At 59.2% G+C, this 17,603-nt stretch carries 15 protein-coding genes; 8 read left to right on the top strand and 7 right to left on the bottom strand.

Annotated elements, in window-relative coordinates:
• Positions 1 to 52: 52 nt before the first annotated feature.
• The 6 genes from K5R89_RS06610 to K5R89_RS06585 all read left to right on the top strand — a co-directional run bounded on the left by K5R89_RS06610 (position 53) and on the right by K5R89_RS06585 (position 6,302).
• A complete protein-coding gene (locus K5R89_RS06610) occupies positions 53 to 385 on the top strand; it encodes a YbaB/EbfC family nucleoid-associated protein (protein WP_008805448.1) in 333 nt (110 codons plus the stop codon).
• Entirely contained in the window at positions 385 to 990 is a 606-nt protein-coding gene (recR, locus tag K5R89_RS06605) for a recombination mediator RecR (protein ID WP_002892177.1), read from the top strand. Before K5R89_RS06610 ends, recR begins: the two co-directional genes overlap by 1 nt.
• 111 nt (positions 991 to 1,101) lie before the next feature.
• Positions 1,102 to 2,976: a molecular chaperone HtpG gene (gene htpG, locus K5R89_RS06600; protein WP_217259256.1), complete on the top strand. Its 1,875-nt coding sequence runs from the start codon at positions 1,102 to 1,104 to the stop codon at positions 2,974 to 2,976.
• 222 nt (positions 2,977 to 3,198) lie between these two features.
• Positions 3,199 to 3,843, top strand: coding sequence for an adenylate kinase (adk, locus tag K5R89_RS06595; RefSeq protein WP_002892184.1), 645 nt, complete (start codon positions 3,199 to 3,201; stop codon positions 3,841 to 3,843).
• Positions 3,844 to 3,971: 128 nt separating this feature from the next.
• Entirely contained in the window at positions 3,972 to 4,934 is a 963-nt protein-coding gene (gene hemH, locus K5R89_RS06590) for a ferrochelatase (RefSeq protein ID WP_044521309.1), read from the top strand.
• A gap of 63 nt (positions 4,935 to 4,997) precedes the next feature.
• Entirely contained in the window at positions 4,998 to 6,302 is a 1,305-nt protein-coding gene (locus K5R89_RS06585) for an inosine/guanosine kinase (protein ID WP_032454205.1), read from the top strand.
• Positions 6,303 to 6,336: 34 nt separating this feature from the next.
• On the opposite strand, the gene ybaL is transcribed toward K5R89_RS06585, so the two are convergent.
• Both ybaL and K5R89_RS06575 read right to left on the bottom strand, forming a co-directional pair.
• The gene (ybaL, locus tag K5R89_RS06580) at positions 6,337 to 8,013 is read right to left on the bottom strand and encodes a YbaL family putative K(+) efflux transporter (RefSeq protein ID WP_023288655.1); all 1,677 of its coding nucleotides are present in this window, start codon (positions 8,011 to 8,013) and stop codon (positions 6,337 to 6,339) included.
• Positions 8,014 to 8,238: 225 nt separating this feature from the next.
• A complete protein-coding gene (locus K5R89_RS06575; RefSeq protein WP_023288656.1) occupies positions 8,239 to 9,459 on the bottom strand; it encodes an MFS transporter in 1,221 nt (406 codons plus the stop codon).
• Between the two features lie 369 nt (positions 9,460 to 9,828).
• Here K5R89_RS06575 and ushA point away from each other — a divergent pair, with 369 nt between their 5' ends.
• Positions 9,829 to 11,481, top strand: coding sequence for a bifunctional UDP-sugar hydrolase/5'-nucleotidase UshA (ushA, locus tag K5R89_RS06570; RefSeq protein WP_032734896.1), 1,653 nt, complete (start codon positions 9,829 to 9,831; stop codon positions 11,479 to 11,481).
• Between the two features lie 89 nt (positions 11,482 to 11,570).
• Here ushA and ybaK read toward each other — a convergent pair whose 3' ends face one another.
• The 3 genes from ybaK to copA all read right to left on the bottom strand — a co-directional run bounded on the left by ybaK (position 11,571) and on the right by copA (position 15,678).
• Positions 11,571 to 12,050: a Cys-tRNA(Pro)/Cys-tRNA(Cys) deacylase YbaK gene (gene ybaK, locus K5R89_RS06565; RefSeq protein WP_101992034.1), complete on the bottom strand. Its 480-nt coding sequence runs from the start codon at positions 12,048 to 12,050 to the stop codon at positions 11,571 to 11,573.
• Positions 12,051 to 12,251: 201 nt separating this feature from the next.
• Positions 12,252 to 13,046 (bottom strand): TraB/GumN family protein, encoded by a 795-nt coding sequence (locus K5R89_RS06560; protein WP_023288658.1) that lies wholly within the window; start codon positions 13,044 to 13,046, stop codon positions 12,252 to 12,254.
• Positions 13,047 to 13,176: 130 nt separating this feature from the next.
• Complete coding sequence (gene copA / locus K5R89_RS06555) at positions 13,177 to 15,678, bottom strand: copper-exporting P-type ATPase CopA (RefSeq protein WP_217259255.1); 2,502 nt, start codon at positions 15,676 to 15,678, stop codon at positions 13,177 to 13,179.
• 106 nt (positions 15,679 to 15,784) lie between these two features.
• Here copA and cueR point away from each other — a divergent pair, with 106 nt between their 5' ends.
• The gene (gene cueR / locus K5R89_RS06550) at positions 15,785 to 16,195 is read left to right on the top strand and encodes a Cu(I)-responsive transcriptional regulator (protein WP_004204725.1); all 411 of its coding nucleotides are present in this window, start codon (positions 15,785 to 15,787) and stop codon (positions 16,193 to 16,195) included.
• On the opposite strand, the gene K5R89_RS06545 is transcribed toward cueR, so the two are convergent.
• Together K5R89_RS06545 and K5R89_RS06540 are read right to left on the bottom strand one after the other, a co-directional pair.
• Positions 16,192 to 16,650: an NfeD family protein gene (locus tag K5R89_RS06545; RefSeq protein ID WP_217259254.1), complete on the bottom strand. Its 459-nt coding sequence runs from the start codon at positions 16,648 to 16,650 to the stop codon at positions 16,192 to 16,194. The two genes, cueR and K5R89_RS06545, sit on opposite strands and share 4 nt — an antisense overlap.
• Positions 16,647 to 17,564, bottom strand: a complete 918-nt coding sequence (locus K5R89_RS06540) for an SPFH domain-containing protein (protein ID WP_004204723.1) — start codon at positions 17,562 to 17,564, stop codon at positions 16,647 to 16,649. Before K5R89_RS06540 ends, K5R89_RS06545 begins: the two co-directional genes overlap by 4 nt.
• Between the last annotated feature and the right edge of the window lie 39 nt (positions 17,565 to 17,603).

Here is a 17,603-nt window from a genome sequence, read left to right as displayed (position 1 = left end):
AGTTTGACTTGCAGTCAGTACCTTTAATGATGACTGACTGAGAGAGAAGCCTATGTTTGGTGGAAAAGGCGGCCTGGGTAACCTGATGAAGCAGGCCCAGCAGATGCAAGACAAAATGCAGAAGATGCAGGAAGAGATCGCTCAGCTGGAAGTGACCGGCGAGTCCGGTGCAGGTCTGGTGAAAGTGACCATCAACGGCGCGCACAACTGCCGCCGCGTGGAGATCGACCCAAGCCTGCTGGAAGATGACAAAGAGATGCTGGAAGATCTGGTGGCTGCCGCGTTCAACGACGCCGCGCGCCGTATCGAAGAGACCCAGAAAGAGAAGATGGCTTCCGTCTCTGCCGGTATGCAGCTGCCGCCAGGCTTCAAGATGCCGTTCTGATGCAAACCAGCCCGCTGTTAACTCAGCTTATGGAAGCGCTGCGCTGTCTGCCGGGCGTCGGCCCGAAGTCCGCGCAGCGCATGGCGTTTACCCTGCTGCAGCGCGATCGCAGCGGCGGGATGCGTCTGGCGCAGGCGCTGACGCGCGCGATGTCGGAGATCGGCCACTGCGCCGATTGCCGCACCTTCACCGAGCAGGAGGTGTGCAATATCTGCAGCAACCCGCGTCGCCAGGAAAACGGCCAAATCTGCGTGGTGGAGAGTCCGGCGGACATCTACGCCATTGAGCAGACCGGGCAGTATTCCGGCCGCTACTTCGTGCTGATGGGGCACCTGTCGCCGCTCGACGGCATCGGGCCTGACGACATCGGGCTCGATCGCCTGGAACAACGGCTGGAGGCGGAGTCGATCACCGAGGTGATCCTTGCCACTAACCCGACCGTTGAGGGCGAGGCGACGGCCAACTACATCGCAGAGCTGTGCGCGCAGTATGGCGTCGACGCCAGCCGAATCGCCCACGGCGTGCCGGTGGGCGGCGAGCTGGAGATGGTCGACGGCACTACGCTGTCCCACTCGCTGGCCGGTCGCCACAAGATTACTTTCTGAACAAATGGAGGCGGCCATCGCCGCCTCCGCTTGAAAAATTTCCCCGCTGTCCCCATCTCCCACTCAACGGTTTTTTACCCATTTAAAATGGCATTGTTGAGGTTGAATCAGATGAAAGGACAAGAAACTCGTGGTTTTCAGTCAGAAGTAAAACAGCTTCTGCACCTGATGATCCATTCCCTCTATTCCAACAAAGAAATCTTTCTGCGTGAGCTGATTTCCAACGCCTCTGATGCGGCCGATAAGCTGCGTTTCCGCGCGCTGTCGCAGCCGGATTTGTATGAGGGAGACGGCGAGCTGCGCGTGCGGGTTTCGTTTGATAAAGACAACCGTACCCTGACCATCGCCGATAACGGTATCGGCATGAACCGGGAAGAGGTTATCGACCATCTCGGCACCATCGCCAAATCCGGCACCAAAGCGTTCCTGGAATCCATGGGTTCCGACCAGGCAAAAGATAGCCAGCTGATTGGCCAGTTCGGCGTCGGCTTCTATTCGGCCTTCATCGTGGCGGACAAAGTGACCGTGCGCACCCGTGCGGCAGGCGATAAACCTGAAAACGGCGTGTTCTGGGAATCCGCCGGCGAAGGGGAATATACCGTGGCCGACATCACCAAAGCCGATCGCGGGACCGAAATCACCCTGCATCTGCGCGAAGGTGAGGACGATTTCCTCAACGACTGGCGCGTGCGCTCCATCATCAGCAAGTATTCCGACCACATCGCGCTGCCGGTTGAGATTGAAAAACAGGAAGAGAAAGACGGCGAAACCGTTATCAGCTGGGAAAAAATCAACAAGGCGCAGGCCCTGTGGACCCGCAGCAAGTCTGAAGTTAACGACGACGAGTACAAAGAGTTCTACAAGCACATTGCCCATGACTACAGCGACCCGCTGACCTGGAGCCACAACCGCGTGGAAGGTAAGCAGGAGTACACCAGCCTGCTGTATATCCCGTCGCAGGCGCCGTGGGATATGTGGAACCGCGATCATAAACACGGCCTGAAGCTGTACGTCCAGCGTGTGTTCATTATGGATGACGCCGAGCAGTTTATGCCGAACTACCTGCGCTTCGTACGCGGCCTGATAGACTCCAACGATCTGCCGCTGAACGTCTCCCGTGAAATCCTGCAGGACAGCAGCGTGACCCGTAACCTGCGCACCGCGCTGACCAAACGCGCGCTGCAGATGCTGGATAAGCTGGCGAAAGACGACGCCGAAAAATATCAGACTTTCTGGAAACAGTTCGGCCTGGTGCTGAAAGAGGGCCCGGCGGAAGATCCGAGCAACCAGGAGGCGATCGCCAAACTGCTGCGCTTCGCGACCACCCATACCGACTCCTCCGCGCAGACCGTGTCGCTGGAAGAGTACGTCTCGCGTATGAAAGACGGTCAGGAGAAGATCTACTACATCACTGCCGACAGCTATGCGGCGGCGAAAAGCAGCCCACACCTCGAACTGCTGCGTAAGAAAGGGATCGAAGTGCTGCTGCTCTCCGATCGCATCGACGAGTGGATGATGAGCTACCTGACCGAATTCGACGGCAAAGCGCTCCAGTCTGTCGCTAAAGCCGACGAGTCGCTGGACAAACTGGCGGACGAAGTGGACGAGTCCACCAAAGAAGCCGAAAAAGCGCTGGAGCCGTTCGTTGAGCGTGTGAAAAACCTGCTTGGCGACCGGGTCAAAGAGGTGCGTCTGACCCATCGTCTGACCGATACCCCGGCGATTGTCACCACCGATGCCGACGAGATGAGCACCCAGATGGCGAAGCTGTTCGCGGCTGCGGGCCAGGCGGCGCCGGAAGTGAAATACATCTTCGAACTGAACCCGGCTCATCAGCTGGTGAAACGCGCAGCCGATACCCAGGATGACGCGCAGTTCGGCGAATGGGTGGAACTGCTGCTGGATCAGGCGCTGCTGGCCGAGCGCGGCACGCTGGAAGATCCGAACCAGTTTATCCGCCGTATGAACCAGCTGCTGGCTTCCTGACGCGAACCTGAACGAGTAGCCCGGCCGAGCGACGCGACGCCGGGAACGGGATAAATGCCCCGTCTGAGCGATTTGCTCCGGCGGGGCATTTCACATTGGATGGCATAAAATATCTCACCATTAACCGTTTCAGCCGCACCGCCTTCCTTGAGCCATCGCCGTTCTGGTGGTATGGTTTAGCGTTTTTGAAAAATTAAATCGACTTTTGAGGGGATTTTCGTAATGCGTATTATTCTGCTTGGCGCTCCGGGCGCGGGTAAAGGAACTCAGGCTCAGTTCATCATGGAGAAATACGGTATTCCGCAAATCTCCACCGGCGATATGCTGCGCGCTGCGGTAAAATCCGGCTCCGAGCTCGGTAAGCAAGCGAAAGACATCATGGACGCCGGCAAGCTGGTGACCGATGAGCTGGTTATCGCGCTGGTCAAAGAGCGTATCGCCCAGGAAGATTGCCGTAACGGCTTTCTGCTGGACGGCTTCCCGCGCACTATTCCGCAGGCTGACGCCATGAAAGAAGCGGGCATTACCGTTGATTACGTGCTGGAATTCGATGTGCCGGACGAACTGATCGTCGACCGCATCGTTGGCCGTCGCGTTCACGCGGCATCCGGTCGCGTATACCACATCAAATTTAATCCGCCGAAGGTGGAAGGCAAAGACGACGTGACCGGCGAAGAGCTGACCACCCGTAAAGACGACCAGGAAGAGACCGTGCGTAAGCGTCTGGTGGAATATCATCAGATGACGGCGCCGCTGATCGGCTACTACACCAAAGAAGCGCAGGCGGGCAACACCAAATACGCCAAAGTCGACGGCACCAAAGCGGTGGCTGACGTGCGCGCCGAACTGGAAAAAATTCTCGGCTGATAAAGCCTTTTCTCATCCTGCTGCGGCAGGATGAGAACTCCTCTCATTCCTACCTTTTGCTATGATTGGTTCCGTTTAGCGCCATTTCAGCTACAATTGGCTGCGATTCAAATGGTTAAGAGGCGGTAATGCATCAGACGAAAACAGGTATCTTGCTGGCCAATTTAGGCACTCCCGATGCGCCCACCCCCGGTGCGGTGAAGCGCTATCTGCGACAATTCCTCAGCGACAAACGGGTGGTGGATACGTCTCGTCTGCTATGGTGGCCGCTGCTGCGCGGCGTCATACTGCCGATTCGCTCTCCCCGCGTGGCTAAACTCTATCAGTCCGTCTGGATGGAAGAGGGGTCGCCGCTGATGGTATACAGCCGTCGCCAGCAGCAGGCGCTGGCCGCCAGACTGCCGGATATCCCGGTGGCGCTGGGCATGAGCTATGGATCGCCGTCGCTGGCCAGCGCGGTGGATGATTTACTGGCGCAGGGGGTGGGGCACATCGTAGTGCTGCCGCTGTATCCGCAATATTCCTGCTCGACGGTGGCTGCCGTCTGGGATGAGCTGGCGCGGATCCTCGCGAAGAAACGCGCCATTCCCGGTATCTCGTTTATTCGCGATTACGCCGGGCACCCGGACTATATCCATGCCCTGGCGGCCAGCGTGCGCGCCTCGTTTGCCGTTCATGGGGAACCGGATCTGCTGCTGCTCTCCTATCATGGGATCCCGCAGCGCTATGCCAATCAGGGGGATGATTATCCTCAGCGCTGTCGCGATACCACTCGGGAACTGGTCTCCGCGCTGGGGCTGCCGCCGGAGCGGGTGATGATGACCTTCCAGTCGCGCTTTGGTCGGGAACCCTGGCTGACGCCGTACACCGATGAGACGCTGAAGATGCTCGGCGAGAAAGGGACGAAGCATATTCAGGTGCTGTGCCCGGGGTTTGCCGCCGACTGTCTCGAAACGCTGGAAGAGATCGCCGTCCAGAACCGGGAAATATTCCTCGAAGCGGGCGGAAAGCAATATGAATACATTCCAGCGCTTAACGCGGACGCCGCGCATATTGAGATGATGGTCAACCTGACGGCGCCTTATCGCTGATCGCGCGCAGGGCGGGGAATATGCTACTATTTCCCGCTTGTTCCCTGTTATTTAAGCGCCACTATGAAATTTCCCGGTAAACGCAAATCCAAACACTATTTTCCCGTTAACGCCCGCGACCCGCTGCTGCAGCAAATTCAGCCGGAGAATGAATCCAGCGTCTCCTGGGTGGTGGGTATCGACCAGACGCTGGTGGATATCGAAGCGAAAGTGGATGAGGCGTTTATCGTGCGCTACGGCCTGAGCGCGGGCCACTCGCTGGTGATTGAAGATGACGTCGCCGAGGCGCTGTACCAGGAGCTGGTGCGCAATAATCTTATTACCCATCAGTTTGCCGGCGGCACGATCGGCAATACCATGCACAACTACTCGGTGCTGGCGGACGATCGCTCGGTGCTGCTTGGCGTCATGTGCAGCAATATCGAAATCGGCGGCTATGCCTATCGCTACCTGTGCAATACCTCCAGCCGTACCGATCTGAACTATCTGCAGGGCGTGGACGGCGCCATTGGCCGCTGCTTCACCCTGATCAGCGACAGCGGCGAGCGCACCTTCGCCATCAGCCCGGGTCATATGAACAAGCTGCGCCCGGAAAGCATTCCGGAAGCGGTGATCGCCGGCGCCTCGGCGCTGGTGCTGACCTCCTACCTGGTTCGCTGCAAGCCGGGCGAGCCGATGCCGGACGCGACGATGAAAGCCATCGAGTATGCCAAAAAGCATGATGTGCCGGTGGTGTTGACTCTTGGAACCAAATACGTGATTGCCGATAACCCGGCGTGGTGGCAGCAGTTCCTGCAGGAGCATGTCTCGATTCTGGCAATGAATGAAGAGGAAGGGGAAGCGCTGACCGGCTTTGCCGATCCGCTGTCGGCGGCGGATAAAGCGCTGGACTGGGTCGACCTGGTGCTGTGCACCGCCGGACCGGCGGGGCTGTATATGGCGGGCTTCACTGAAGAAGAGGCGAAGCGTAAGACCCAGCATCCGCTGCTGCCGGGGGCGATCCCGGAATTTAACCAGTTCGAATTCAGTCGCGCGATGCGTCACCAGGACTGCGTCAATCCGCTGCGGATTTATTCGCATATTGCGCCGTATATGGGCGGCCCGGAGAAGATCATGAACACCAACGGCGCAGGGGACGGCGCGCTGGCGGCGCTGCTGCATGACATCACCGCCAATAACTACCATCGCAATAACGTCCCCAACTCCAGCAAACACAAATGCAAATGGCTGACCTACTCCTCGCTGGCGCAGGTGTGTAAATATGCCAACCGCGTGAGCTATCAGGTGCTGAACCAGCACTCGCCGCGCTTAACCCGCGGCCTGCCGGAACGTGAGGACAGCCTGGAAGAGGCGTACTGGGATCGGTAAGCGAGTCCCTCTCCCGACGGGAGAGGGCAGAACATCAGCCGGTGACCACTTCACCGGCGGGTGGCGTTTCCAGAAGCTGCAGCATGGCGCGGGCAATTTCCCGCTCGCCCATCACCACCTGATTGGCCCCACGGTCGATAATGTAATCCACTTCGTCATCATAATGGGCGCGGGCGATAATCTCGATATGCGGACATTTTTCTCGTGCGGAAGCGACAATCTCGCCGGCCTCATAGCCGTTGGGAATGGTCAGCAGCAGCCAGCGGGCGCAGTCGAGATGCGCCAGCTCCATGATCTCTTCATTGGCGGCATTGCCCAGCACCGCGCTGATCCCGCGCTCGCGTAGCTCATCCACGCGGGTGCGCGAGGTTTCAACCACCACCAGCGGGATCCCCTGGGCCATCAGCTTCTCGCCCAGCAGGCTGCCGACGCGGCCGAAACCGACCAGCAGCGCGTGGTTGCAGATATCGACCGGCACCTGCTTCTCGTCTTCCAGCACCTCTTCCAGGGTCTGCTCGTCGAGGGTTTCGGTTTTATCGAGATATTTCTCCAGCAGAGTGAACAGTACCGGGTTGAGCATAATCGAGATGATCGCTCCGGCCAGCACCAGGTTTTGCCCGGCCTGCGGCAGCAGGTTAAGCGCCATCCCCAGGCCGGCGAGAATAAAGGCAAATTCACCTATCTGCGCCAGGCTGGCGGCAATGGTCAGTGCGGTACGCGGCGAGTGGCCAAACATACGCACGAGGAAAAAGGCGGCTGCGGATTTACCAAAGATAATGATCGCCAGCGTCGCCAGCACCGCCAGCGGCTGCTGGACCAGCACCATCGGGTCAAACAGCATGCCGACGGAGACAAAGAACAGCACCGCGAAGGCGTCGCGCAGCGGCAGGGTGTCATGAGCGGCACGGTGGCTCAGCTCGGATTCGTTAAGCACCATGCCGGCAAAGAAGGCGCCGAGGGCGAAGGAGACATCAAACAGCTCCACGGCGCCGAAGGCGATGCCCAGCGCCAGGGCCAGCACCGACAGGGTGAACAGCTCGCGCGAGCCGGTGGCCGCGCTGCGCGACATGATCCACGGCACCAGCCGACGGCCGACCAGCATCATGATGGCGATAAAGGCCACCACTTTGCCAATGGTGATCCCGAGGTCGAGGGCCAGGGAAGCGAAGCCGAGGTTGCCTTTCTCCGCCATACCGGCCACCGCCGGCAGCAGGACCAGCGTCAGGACCATCACCAGGTCTTCCACAATCAGCCAGCCGATGGCGATCTGCCCGCGCTGACTGTCAATCAGCTGTCGTTCCTCCAGGGCGCGCAGCAGCACCACGGTACTGGCGGTGGAGAGGCACAGACCAAAGACGATGCCGGTCATCAGCGACCAGCCAAGGGCGGCGGAGAGCGCCATACCCAACAGCGTCGCCACGGCTATCTGGGCGATGGCCCCGGGAATGGCGATCGACTTTACCGCCATCAGATCCTTGAGGGAGAAATGCAGGCCGACGCCGAACATCAGCAGGATCACGCCGAGCTCCGCCAGTTCCGGAGCCAGTTTGGTGTCAGCAACAAAGCCAGGGGTGAAAGGGCCGGACAGCACGCCCGCTAAGAGATATCCCACCAGAGGAGAAATACGTAGCTTATTGGCAATCATGCCGAGAATAAAGGCGAGCACGAGGCCGCCGACAATGGTGGTGATTAGCGGTGTTGCGTGGTGCATTCCGTCTCCTTTCCAGTGGTGAATCGGTCCATTTTGCTACCCTGTCCGCGTAATAGTTTATGACAAAAACGTTCACTTTGTTTATGAATAATTCTTGAATTGTGCAAAAAAATACAATTGGACGCTGAAAAGGCACAGAAGGAAAAATCGAGAGAGGAATGCGCGCATCAGGCCGATGGCGCAAGGGGTAACGGCGGCCAGCGTTACACTTTGGCCGCCGGATAATCAGGCTTTTTGCCGGTTATCAGGAAGAAATATCGTCAGGAATCCCAGCAGCGGCAGGAAGGCGCAGATTTTATACACCAGGTCGATGCTGGTATGGTCCGCCAGCAGGCCCAGCACCGCGGCGCCAAGGCCGCCCATACCAAAGGCGAAGCCGAAAAACAGGCCTGAAACCATGCCGATACGTCCCGGCAGCAGCTCCTGGGCATAGACCAGAATAGCGGAGAAGGCCGAGGCGAGGATAAAACCAATGATCACCGTTAAAATCCCGGTCCATTCAAGGCTGGCATAGGGTAAAACAAGGGTGAAAGGCGCCACGCCGAGGATAGAGCCCCAAATAACATATTTTCGTCCAATCTTATCGCCAACGGGCCCGCCAATCACCGTCCCGGCGGCCACCGCGAACAGGAAGGCAAACAGATGCAGCTGGGCATTTTGCACCGATAAGCCGAACTTATGCATCAGATAAAAGGTGTAATAGCTGCTGATGCTCGCCATATAGAAGTATTTCGAGAAAATCAGCATCAGCAGAATACCTACCGCCAGAATCACCTTATTGCGCGGCAGCGGATTGACGATCGCCGGCTTCGGTTTGCCCTTATTCATCCGGTGCTGCGCGGCGTACCAGCGGCTGATTTGCGACAGCACGACGATAGCCAGCAGGGCGGCCAGCACGAACCAGGCGACGTTGCCTTTACCATACGGGGCGATGATCACCGCCGCCAGCAGCGGGCCAAGCGAACTGCCGAAGTTGCCGCCGACCTGGAACAGCGACTGGGCCAGGCCGTGACGGCCACCGGAGGCCATTCGCGCCACGCGGGATGATTCCGGATGGAAAACCGAGGAGCCGGTACCCACCAGCGCGGCGGCCAGCAGCACCATACCGAAGCTACCGGCCAGCGCCAGCAGGATCAAACCGCAGAGGGTAAAGCACATGCCCACCGGCAGCGACCACGGCATCGATCGTTTATCGGTGATGTAGCCAATCACCGGCTGGAACAGCGATGAGGTGAGCTGGAAGGTGAGGGTGATCATCCCAATCTGCACGAAGGTAAGGGAGAACTCGGCCTGCAGCAGCGGGTAGATAGCGAGTATGAGCGACTGGATCATATCGTTAAGCAAATGGGACAGGCTGATCGCGCCTAAGATGCCAAACGAGGTGCGCGCTTTTTGCGGCGGCGCGTCGGTACTGGGTAAGGTCTGAGCGGATTGGTTGGTTGTCATAGGTTCACTTCAGCGAGTTCGATTTGTTGTAGAGAATGCAGGTTGTTACCCTAAATAATTCGAGTTGCAGGCAGGCGGCGACGCAGCGAATCCCCAGGAGCTTACTCTCGTAAGTGACTGGGGTGAGCGAGGACAAATTCGTCAGGAACGAATTTGAACGCAGTTCACTGCGCCCGTAAGGGCGAGGCCCAGGGATGGGCCGAGTTATTGCCAACGCACATGCAACTTGAAGTATGACGGGTAGAATTATTATCCGACTAACATACCTGCAGATAAGGTTTGAAGGAAGTCGCAATTCTGAAAACATATTTGTCAACGCGGCTAACTCGCTATACTTTCGGCACTTGGGATTAAGTCAGGGAGTGAAGCATGCATTATTTCAAACACAGCGTGGCGCTGGCGTTATTCGCCGCTTTATCGCTGGGCAGCCTGTCCGCGCAGGCCTATGAGCAGGATAAAACCTATAAAATTACCATCCTGCACACCAACGATCACCACGGCCATTTCTGGCGCAATGACTACGGCGAATATGGCCTGGCGGCGCAGAAAACGCTGGTGGACGGTATTCGTAAAGAGGTGGCGGCCGAAGGCGGTAGCGTTCTGCTGCTGTCCGGCGGGGATATCAATACCGGGGTGCCGGAGTCTGATTTACAGGATGCAGAGCCCGATTTTCGCGGCATGAACTTGATCGGCTACGACGCGATGGCGGTGGGGAACCATGAGTTTGATAATCCGCTGAGCGTGCTGCGCCAGCAGGAAAAGTGGGCGAAGTTCCCGTTCCTGTCGGCCAATATTTATCAGAAAAGCACCGGCGAACGGCTGTTCAAACCCTGGGCGCTGTTTAAACGCGGCGGGTTAAAAATCGCGGTAATTGGCTTAACCACTGACGATACGGCCAAGATTGGCAATCCGGAATATTTCACCGATATCGAATTCCGCAAACCGGCGGAAGAGGCGAAGCTGGTGATCCAGGAGCTGCAGCAGAATGAAAAGCCGGACGTGATCCTGGCCACCACCCATATGGGCCACTATGACAACGGCAACCACGGCTCTAACGCGCCGGGGGATGTCGAGATGGCACGCAGTTTACCCGCGGGCTCGCTGGCGATGATCGTCGGCGGTCACTCGCAGGATCCGGTGTGCATGGCGTCGGAAAATAAAAAACAGGTCGACTATGTGCCAGGGACGCCGTGCGCCCCGGATCGTCAGAACGGTATCTGGATCGTCCAGGCGCATGAGTGGGGCAAATACGTCGGCCGCGCCGATTTTGAGTTCCGCAACGGCGAGATGAAACTGGTGCACTATCAGCTGATCCCGGTCAACCTGAAGAAAAAAGTGACATACGATAACGGCCAAAGCGAGCGGGTGCTGTATACGCCGCAGATCGCGGAGAACCCGCAGATGATGTCGCTGCTGACGCCGTTCCAGAACAAAGGTAAGGCGCAACTGCAGGTCAAGATCGGCAGCGTGAATGGTCATCTGGAGGGCGATCGCAGTAAAGTGCGCTTCGTACAGACCAATATGGGCCACCTGCTGCTGGCGGCGCAGATGGCGCGCAGTAACGCGGATTTCGCGGTGATGAGCGGCGGCGGGATCCGCGACTCCATCGAGGCGGGCGATATCACCTACAAGGATGTGATGAAGGTCCAGCCGTTCGGCAATGTGCTGACCTATGTCGATATGAGCGGCAAAGAGGTGGTGGATTACCTGACCGCCGTCGCGCAGATGAAGCCGGATTCCGGCGCCTATCCGCAGTTTGCGAACGTCAGCTTTGTGGCCAAAGACGGCAAGTTGAACGATCTGAAAATCAAAGGCGAACCGGTGGATCCGGCGAAGACCTACCGGATGGCGACGCTGAGCTTTAACGCCACCGGCGGCGATGGCTATCCGAACATCGCCGATAAACCCGGGTATGTGAATACCGGCTTTATCGATGCCGAAGTGCTGAAAGAGTATATCGAGAAGAACTCGCCGCTGGATGCCGCCGCCTATGAGCCGAAAGGCGAGGTGAGCTGGCAGTAACCCTGAGGGGAAGCCCGGATAAAGCGCGCTGCGTCGCTATCCGGGCGCTTTCCCGGTGGCGCTGCGCTTACCGGGCACGGGGCGCGTCATCAATCGCGGCGGGCGATATCGGCGAACTTCGCATCCAGCAGCTGCGCCAGATCGCTGGCCGCCAGCTCAATATCCAGCCCGCGTTTGCCGCCGGAAATGTAAATGGTGGCAAATTCCTGCGCCGGGGCGTCAATCACCGTCGGCAGGCGCTTCTTCTGCCCCAGCGGACTGATACCGCCCACCAGATAGCCGGTGATACGCTGCGCCACCATCGGGTCGGCCATGTCGACTTTCTTGGCGCCCAGCGCTTTCGCCACTTTCTTCAAATCCAGCTGCCCGGCGACCGGGGTGACGGCGACCGCCAGATGCTTCATATCGCCATTTATGGCGACCAGCAGGGTCTTGTAAACCTGGTCGGCATTGAGGCCGAGCTTGCGCACCACTTCATCACCGAAGTTGGTCTCATTGGGATCGTGATCGTAACTGTGGATCTGAAAGGGGATTTTGTTTTTTTCGAGTAATTTAACGGCGGGAGTCATAGCTATCCTTCTTACCAACCGGTTTTGCGTGACGTCAGAATACGCCCGCAGGTTGTCTAAAAAATAGTACCATCTTGCGCAATAGTGTTGGCAGTGATGGTCACTTTGAGCGACAATCAGACGATCCGGGATGCAAATCCCGGGATAATAATAATGATGAAATTCCTCTTTGACGGGCCAATAGCAATATTGGCCATTTTTTTATGTCAGCATATCCGGCAGATTCCCTTCGCCATACAGATGCAGCGCGCCGACGGCGACCACGTAGCGCCCCGGCGGCAGGGCCAGCAGCGTCTCGCGCCAGGCGAGATTGCGCTGGTGCATCAGCACATCATATAACGACTGGCTGAAGGTCGTCGGCAGCGATACCGCGCCGCGCGACGGCGGTTGCTCCAGCCACCAGCCGATCATGACCTGCAGTAAACGGGCGTTGGTGCGCCAGTGGGTCAGCGTATCCTCCAGCAGCGCCATTCCGCCATCGGGCAGGTCGCGCAGCAGCGCGATCTGGCTGTCGGCGCCTTCCAGCTCCATCACCGCTATGTTGCTCTCGCGGGCGGCCATCAGCAACTGATAATCGATACCGTAATCCGGCCGCAGCCCCAGCTTCTGCGCCTGGGTGGCCTGCAGAACCATCGCCACCTGCCACAGCGGCTGGCTGTCGAATAGCGCGACCGACAGGCCGAGTTCACCGGCTCGCGTCTGTAGCTCGCTCAGCTGCGCGTCGCTCAGGCGCTCCGCCAGCGGCGGATAAGCGGGGAGATGGCTAAACGGGGTTTCATTGCCGCTGATATCGGCCTCAACGATTAACGCATCGGCCTGGCGTATTTTTTTCAGCAGCTTCGCTGGCGGCGGCGCCATATCGCGGGTGCCCATATGGATGCTGCCGACGAGGTGCAGATAGCGTTCGCCGGGCAGGACGATATCCATCGCAGGCCAGGAATAAGACGAGCCGACGGCGGCTCGCCACAGCATTTTTATCCGGTTTAACAGGCCCATACGCGCTCCGAAGTGTGAGGCATTCATGCTAGCGCATATGGTGATACACGTCACCCTTCCGGCGGGCTTTTCTTGTCCCGGTAAAAAAGCGGGCGCCGACCCTGTCAGCGCCCGCTTTCCTGGACAGCGCTTACGCTTTTGGTTTAAAGCGCAGCAGGCGGTTAGCGTTACTCACCACGGTAATCGACGACAGCGCCATCGCCGCGCCGGCGACCACCGGATTGAGCAACGTGCCGGTCAGCGGCCAGAGGATCCCGGCGGCAATCGGGATGCCCAGCGAGTTGTAAACAAAGGCCCCCAGCAGGTTCTGCTTCATATTGCGTAAGGTCGCCTTCGAAATCGCCAGCGCATCGGCCACGCCGTGAAGACTATGGCGCATCAGGGTGATCGCCGCCGTTTCAATGGCGACATCGCTGCCGCCGCCCATGGCGATCCCGACATCCGCCTGCGCCAGCGCCGGGGCGTCGTTAATCCCATCGCCCACCATCGCCACTTTGTGCCCCTGGCTCTGCAGACGCTTAATGGCGTCGGCTTTACCGTCCGGCAGCACGCCGGCAATCACCTCATCAATGCCGGCTTCTTTGGCGATAGCATTCGCGGTAGTGGGGTTATCCCCGGTGAGCATCACCAGGCGGTAGCCCTGACGATGCAGGCGCGCCAGAGCGTCGACGCTGTCTTCGCGTAGCGGGTCACGGATGGCGAACAGCGCGGCCGCCTGACCATCTACCGCCAGCAGCACCGGCGTAGCCCCGCGCGAGGCCTGCGCCATCATCTCGCTTTCTATATCGCCGGTGGCGATATGTTGCTCGTTGAGCAGCGCCTGGTTACCGAGCAGCAGGCGATGGCCTTCCGCTTCGCCGCTGACGCCCAGGCCGCGCAGGGTGCGGAAGCCGCTCACTTCCGGCAACGGGCTGTCTCCGGCTTTATCAAGGATCGCTCGCGCCAGCGGATGGCTTGAACCCTGCTCGAGCGCGGCGGCAAGACGCAGCGCGGTCATCTCATCAACGTCTGCGAAAGTTTTCACCGCCACCACCTGCGGCTTGCCTTCGGTCAGGGTGCCGGTTTTATCGAATACCAGGGTGTCGAGTTCACTGGCGCGCTGCAGAGCATCGGCGTCGCGCACCAGTACGCCGTACTCCGCCGCCCGGCCAACGCCGGAGATAATCGACATCGGCGTCGCCAGGCCTAAGGCGCACGGACAGGCGATAATCAGTACCGTGGTGGCGATCACCAGGGTATAGACGATCTGCGGCGCCGGGCCGAAGAAGTACCAGATCGCAGCGCTAATCAGCGCAATGGCGACCACCGCCTGGACAAACACCGCGGAGATTTTATCCGCCAGCTGGCCGATCTCCGGCTTGCTGCTCTGCGCCTGGCGCACCATGCGGATAATACGCGCCAGCGTGGTCTGGCTGCCGACGGCGCTGGCGGTGAACAGCACGCTGCCGTCCTGCACTACGGTGCCGGCGTGAATGGCGTCGCCATCGCCTTTTTGCTGCGGTACCGGTTCGCCGGTGAGCATCGCTTCATCAAACCAGGCTTCCCCCTGGCTTATCACGCCGTCGACCGGGACGCGGTCGCCGGTCGTCAGGCGCAGCGTCATGCCGGCCTGAACTTCAGCGAGCGGCAGATCTTTCTCGCCCTCGGGCGTGACGACCCGCGCCGAAGGCGGCGTCAGGTCGAGCAGTTTCTCCAGTGCTTTTGAGGAGCGCTGGCGGGCGCGGGCCTCCAGCATATGGCCGAGGTTAATCAGGCCGATAATCATTGCGCTGGCTTCGTAATAGAGATGGCGGGCTTCCATCGGGAACCACTGTGGCCACAGGTTGACGCTCATCGAGTACAGCCAGGCGACGCCGGTACCGAGCGCCACCAGCGTATCCATGGTGGCAGTGCCGTTTTTCAGGCTTTTCCACGCGCTACGGTAGAAGTGGCCGCCGGCGAAGACCATTACCGCCAGGGTGACGAGGCCGATGACCAGCCACAGCGAACGGTTGTCGTCGCTGACCATCATGTTATCGCCGATCATGCCCCAGACCATCACCGGCACGCCGACCAGCAGGGCGACAATCGCCTGCCAGCGAAAACGTTTCATGGTGGCGATGGCGGTTTCCTGCTGCCGTTCGCGGCGTTCCAGATCGTCCTCGATCGCCTCCGCGCCGTAGCCCGCTTTCTCCACCGCCTGCACTAATTCTGCGGCGGACGCACTGCCCATCACCAGCGCCGTGCGTTCCGCCAGGTTAACCCGTGCCTGTGAGACGCCCGGCACCGCGGCAAGCGCGTTCTGTACCCGGGAGACGCAGCTGGCGCAGCTCATGCCGTTGATCAGCAGCTGTTGACTGTCATCTTCGTCATGGGCTGCCGGAAGCTCAGGAGTGGCCGCTGTCAGTGCTTCCGACGGGATTGATGATTCTGCCAGCGGTTTAGCCTTTGGGTGGCTGAGCTCCGCGCCGTATCCGGCTTGTTTAACGGTTTCAATCAGCGCTTGTGCGCTGGCGCTGCCCGTCACATGGGCTTCAGTGAGGGTGACTTCCGCTTGCTCAACGTCAGGACGCTGCTCCAGACTCTCTTTCACGCGTTTAACGCAGTGGCCACAGGAGAGGCCATCCAGCGTCAGGTCGATAGTGTTAGACATAAATAACTCCTGAATAATTTTCCGGTCAACGATTGACCAGAACCACTCTTTCATCGAGTATTAAGAAGGTTAAACCTTCCAGCAAGGGGAAGGTCAAGGAGAAAAAATGAATATCAGCGATGTGGCGAAAAAAACCGGCTTAACCAGCAAAGCGATTCGTTTTTACGAAGAGAAGGGGCTGGTGACGCCGCCGTTGCGGAGCGAAAACGGCTACCGCACCTACGGTCAGCAGCATCTCGATGAGCTGACGCTGCTGCGCCAGGCGCGGCAGGTGGGGTTTAATCTGGAAGAGTGCCGCGAGCTGGTGGCGCTATTCAACGACCCGTCACGGCACAGCGCCGATGTGAAAAAACGCACGCTGGAGAAAGTGGCGGATATCGAGAACCATATCCGCGAGCTGCAAAATATGCGCGCGCACCTGCTGGCGCTGGCTGAATCCTGCCCCGGCGACGACAGCGCGGAGTGCCCGATTATCGATAATCTTTCCGGCTGTTGTCATCGCAAGGCGCAGGCTTAACGAACAACGGGTCTGATCCGCAGCGTAATCCCTTCCACGGCGACCACTTCGACCTTGCTGCCCGCCGCGAGGTCTTCGTCAGCCATCACCGGCCAGGAGCTGTCGCCCACGCGCACGTGGCCGCGGCCGTTTACCAGCGGGGTATCCAGCGTCAGACGGCGGCCAATCAGCTGTAGCCCGCGCTGGTTGAGTTGAGCATCGGCAGGACGCTGCAGTTTGACGCGCTTGCGCAGCCACTTCGACCACAGCCACGCCGCCAGCAGAGTGAGGACGGCAAACAGCGTGCCTTGCCATTCCCAGCTCAGCGGCAGGAGCCAGGTCAGGGCGCCGGTCACCACGCCGGCGACGCCGCTCCATAGCAGGTATCCGCTGCCGCCCAGCATCTCGGCCGCCAGCAGCAGCCCGCCGAGGCTTAGCCAGAACATATGGGGGTGGGCGAGGATCAGGTCGATCATGATTTTTTCCGATCGCCAGCGCCTTCTTTGATCAGCTCGCTGATCCCGGCGATCGATCCCATCAGGCTGCTGGCGTCCAGCGGCATCAGCACCACTTTACTGTTGTTGGCGGCGCCAATCTGCTGCAGCGCATCGGTGTATTTCTGCGCCACGAAGTAGTTGATCGCCTGAATATCGCCTGAGGCGATCGCCGAGGAGACCATCTGGGTGGCGCGGGCTTCCGCTTCAGCGGAACGCTCGCGGGCCTCCGCCTGCAGGAACGCGGACTGCCGCTCGCCCTCCGCCTTGAGGATCTGCGACTGCTTTTCCCCTTCCGCTTTCAGTATTTCCGCCTGACGCACCCCTTCGGCCTCGAGAATATAAGCGCGCTTGGTTCGTTCGGCTTTCATCTGGGCGTTCATCGAGGCGATAAGTTCCGCCGGTGGGCGAACGTCGCGAATTTCGACGCGGGTGATTTTCACCCCCCACGGGTTGGTGGCGTCGTCAACGATATGCAGCAGGCGGGTGTTAATGCTGTCACGCTGGGAGAGCATTTCGTCCAGCTCCATCGAGCCGAGCACGGTACGGATGTTGGTCATCGTCAGGTTGACGATCGCCTGCTCAAGATTGCTGACCTCGTAGGCGGCCTTCGGCGCGTCAACCACCTGAATAAAGCAAACGGCGTCGATAGTGACGTTGGCGTTATCCCGGGAGATCACCTCCTGTGACGGGATGTCGAGCACCTGCTCCATCATGTTCACTTTGCGGCCGATGCGGTCCATAAACGGCACGACTAAGCTTAATCCCGGCTGCAGCGTCTGGGTAAAACGCCCGAAGCGCTCCACCGTCCACTGGTAGCCCTGCGGGACGATTTTCACCGCCGCGGCCACAATGACCAGCGCGACGAAAATAAGGATAGGAATAAAAATCAGCATCAAAAACCTCCTGTCTTGTTGCCTGGTGGGGCGCTACAA

Source organism: Klebsiella sp. TF21-TM (assembly GCF_019753495.1).
Lineage (GTDB): Bacteria > Pseudomonadota > Gammaproteobacteria > Enterobacterales > Enterobacteriaceae > Klebsiella > Klebsiella quasipneumoniae.
Note: the sequence above shows the minus strand (reverse complement) of the source record. Positions and strands in the feature narration are given on the sequence as shown.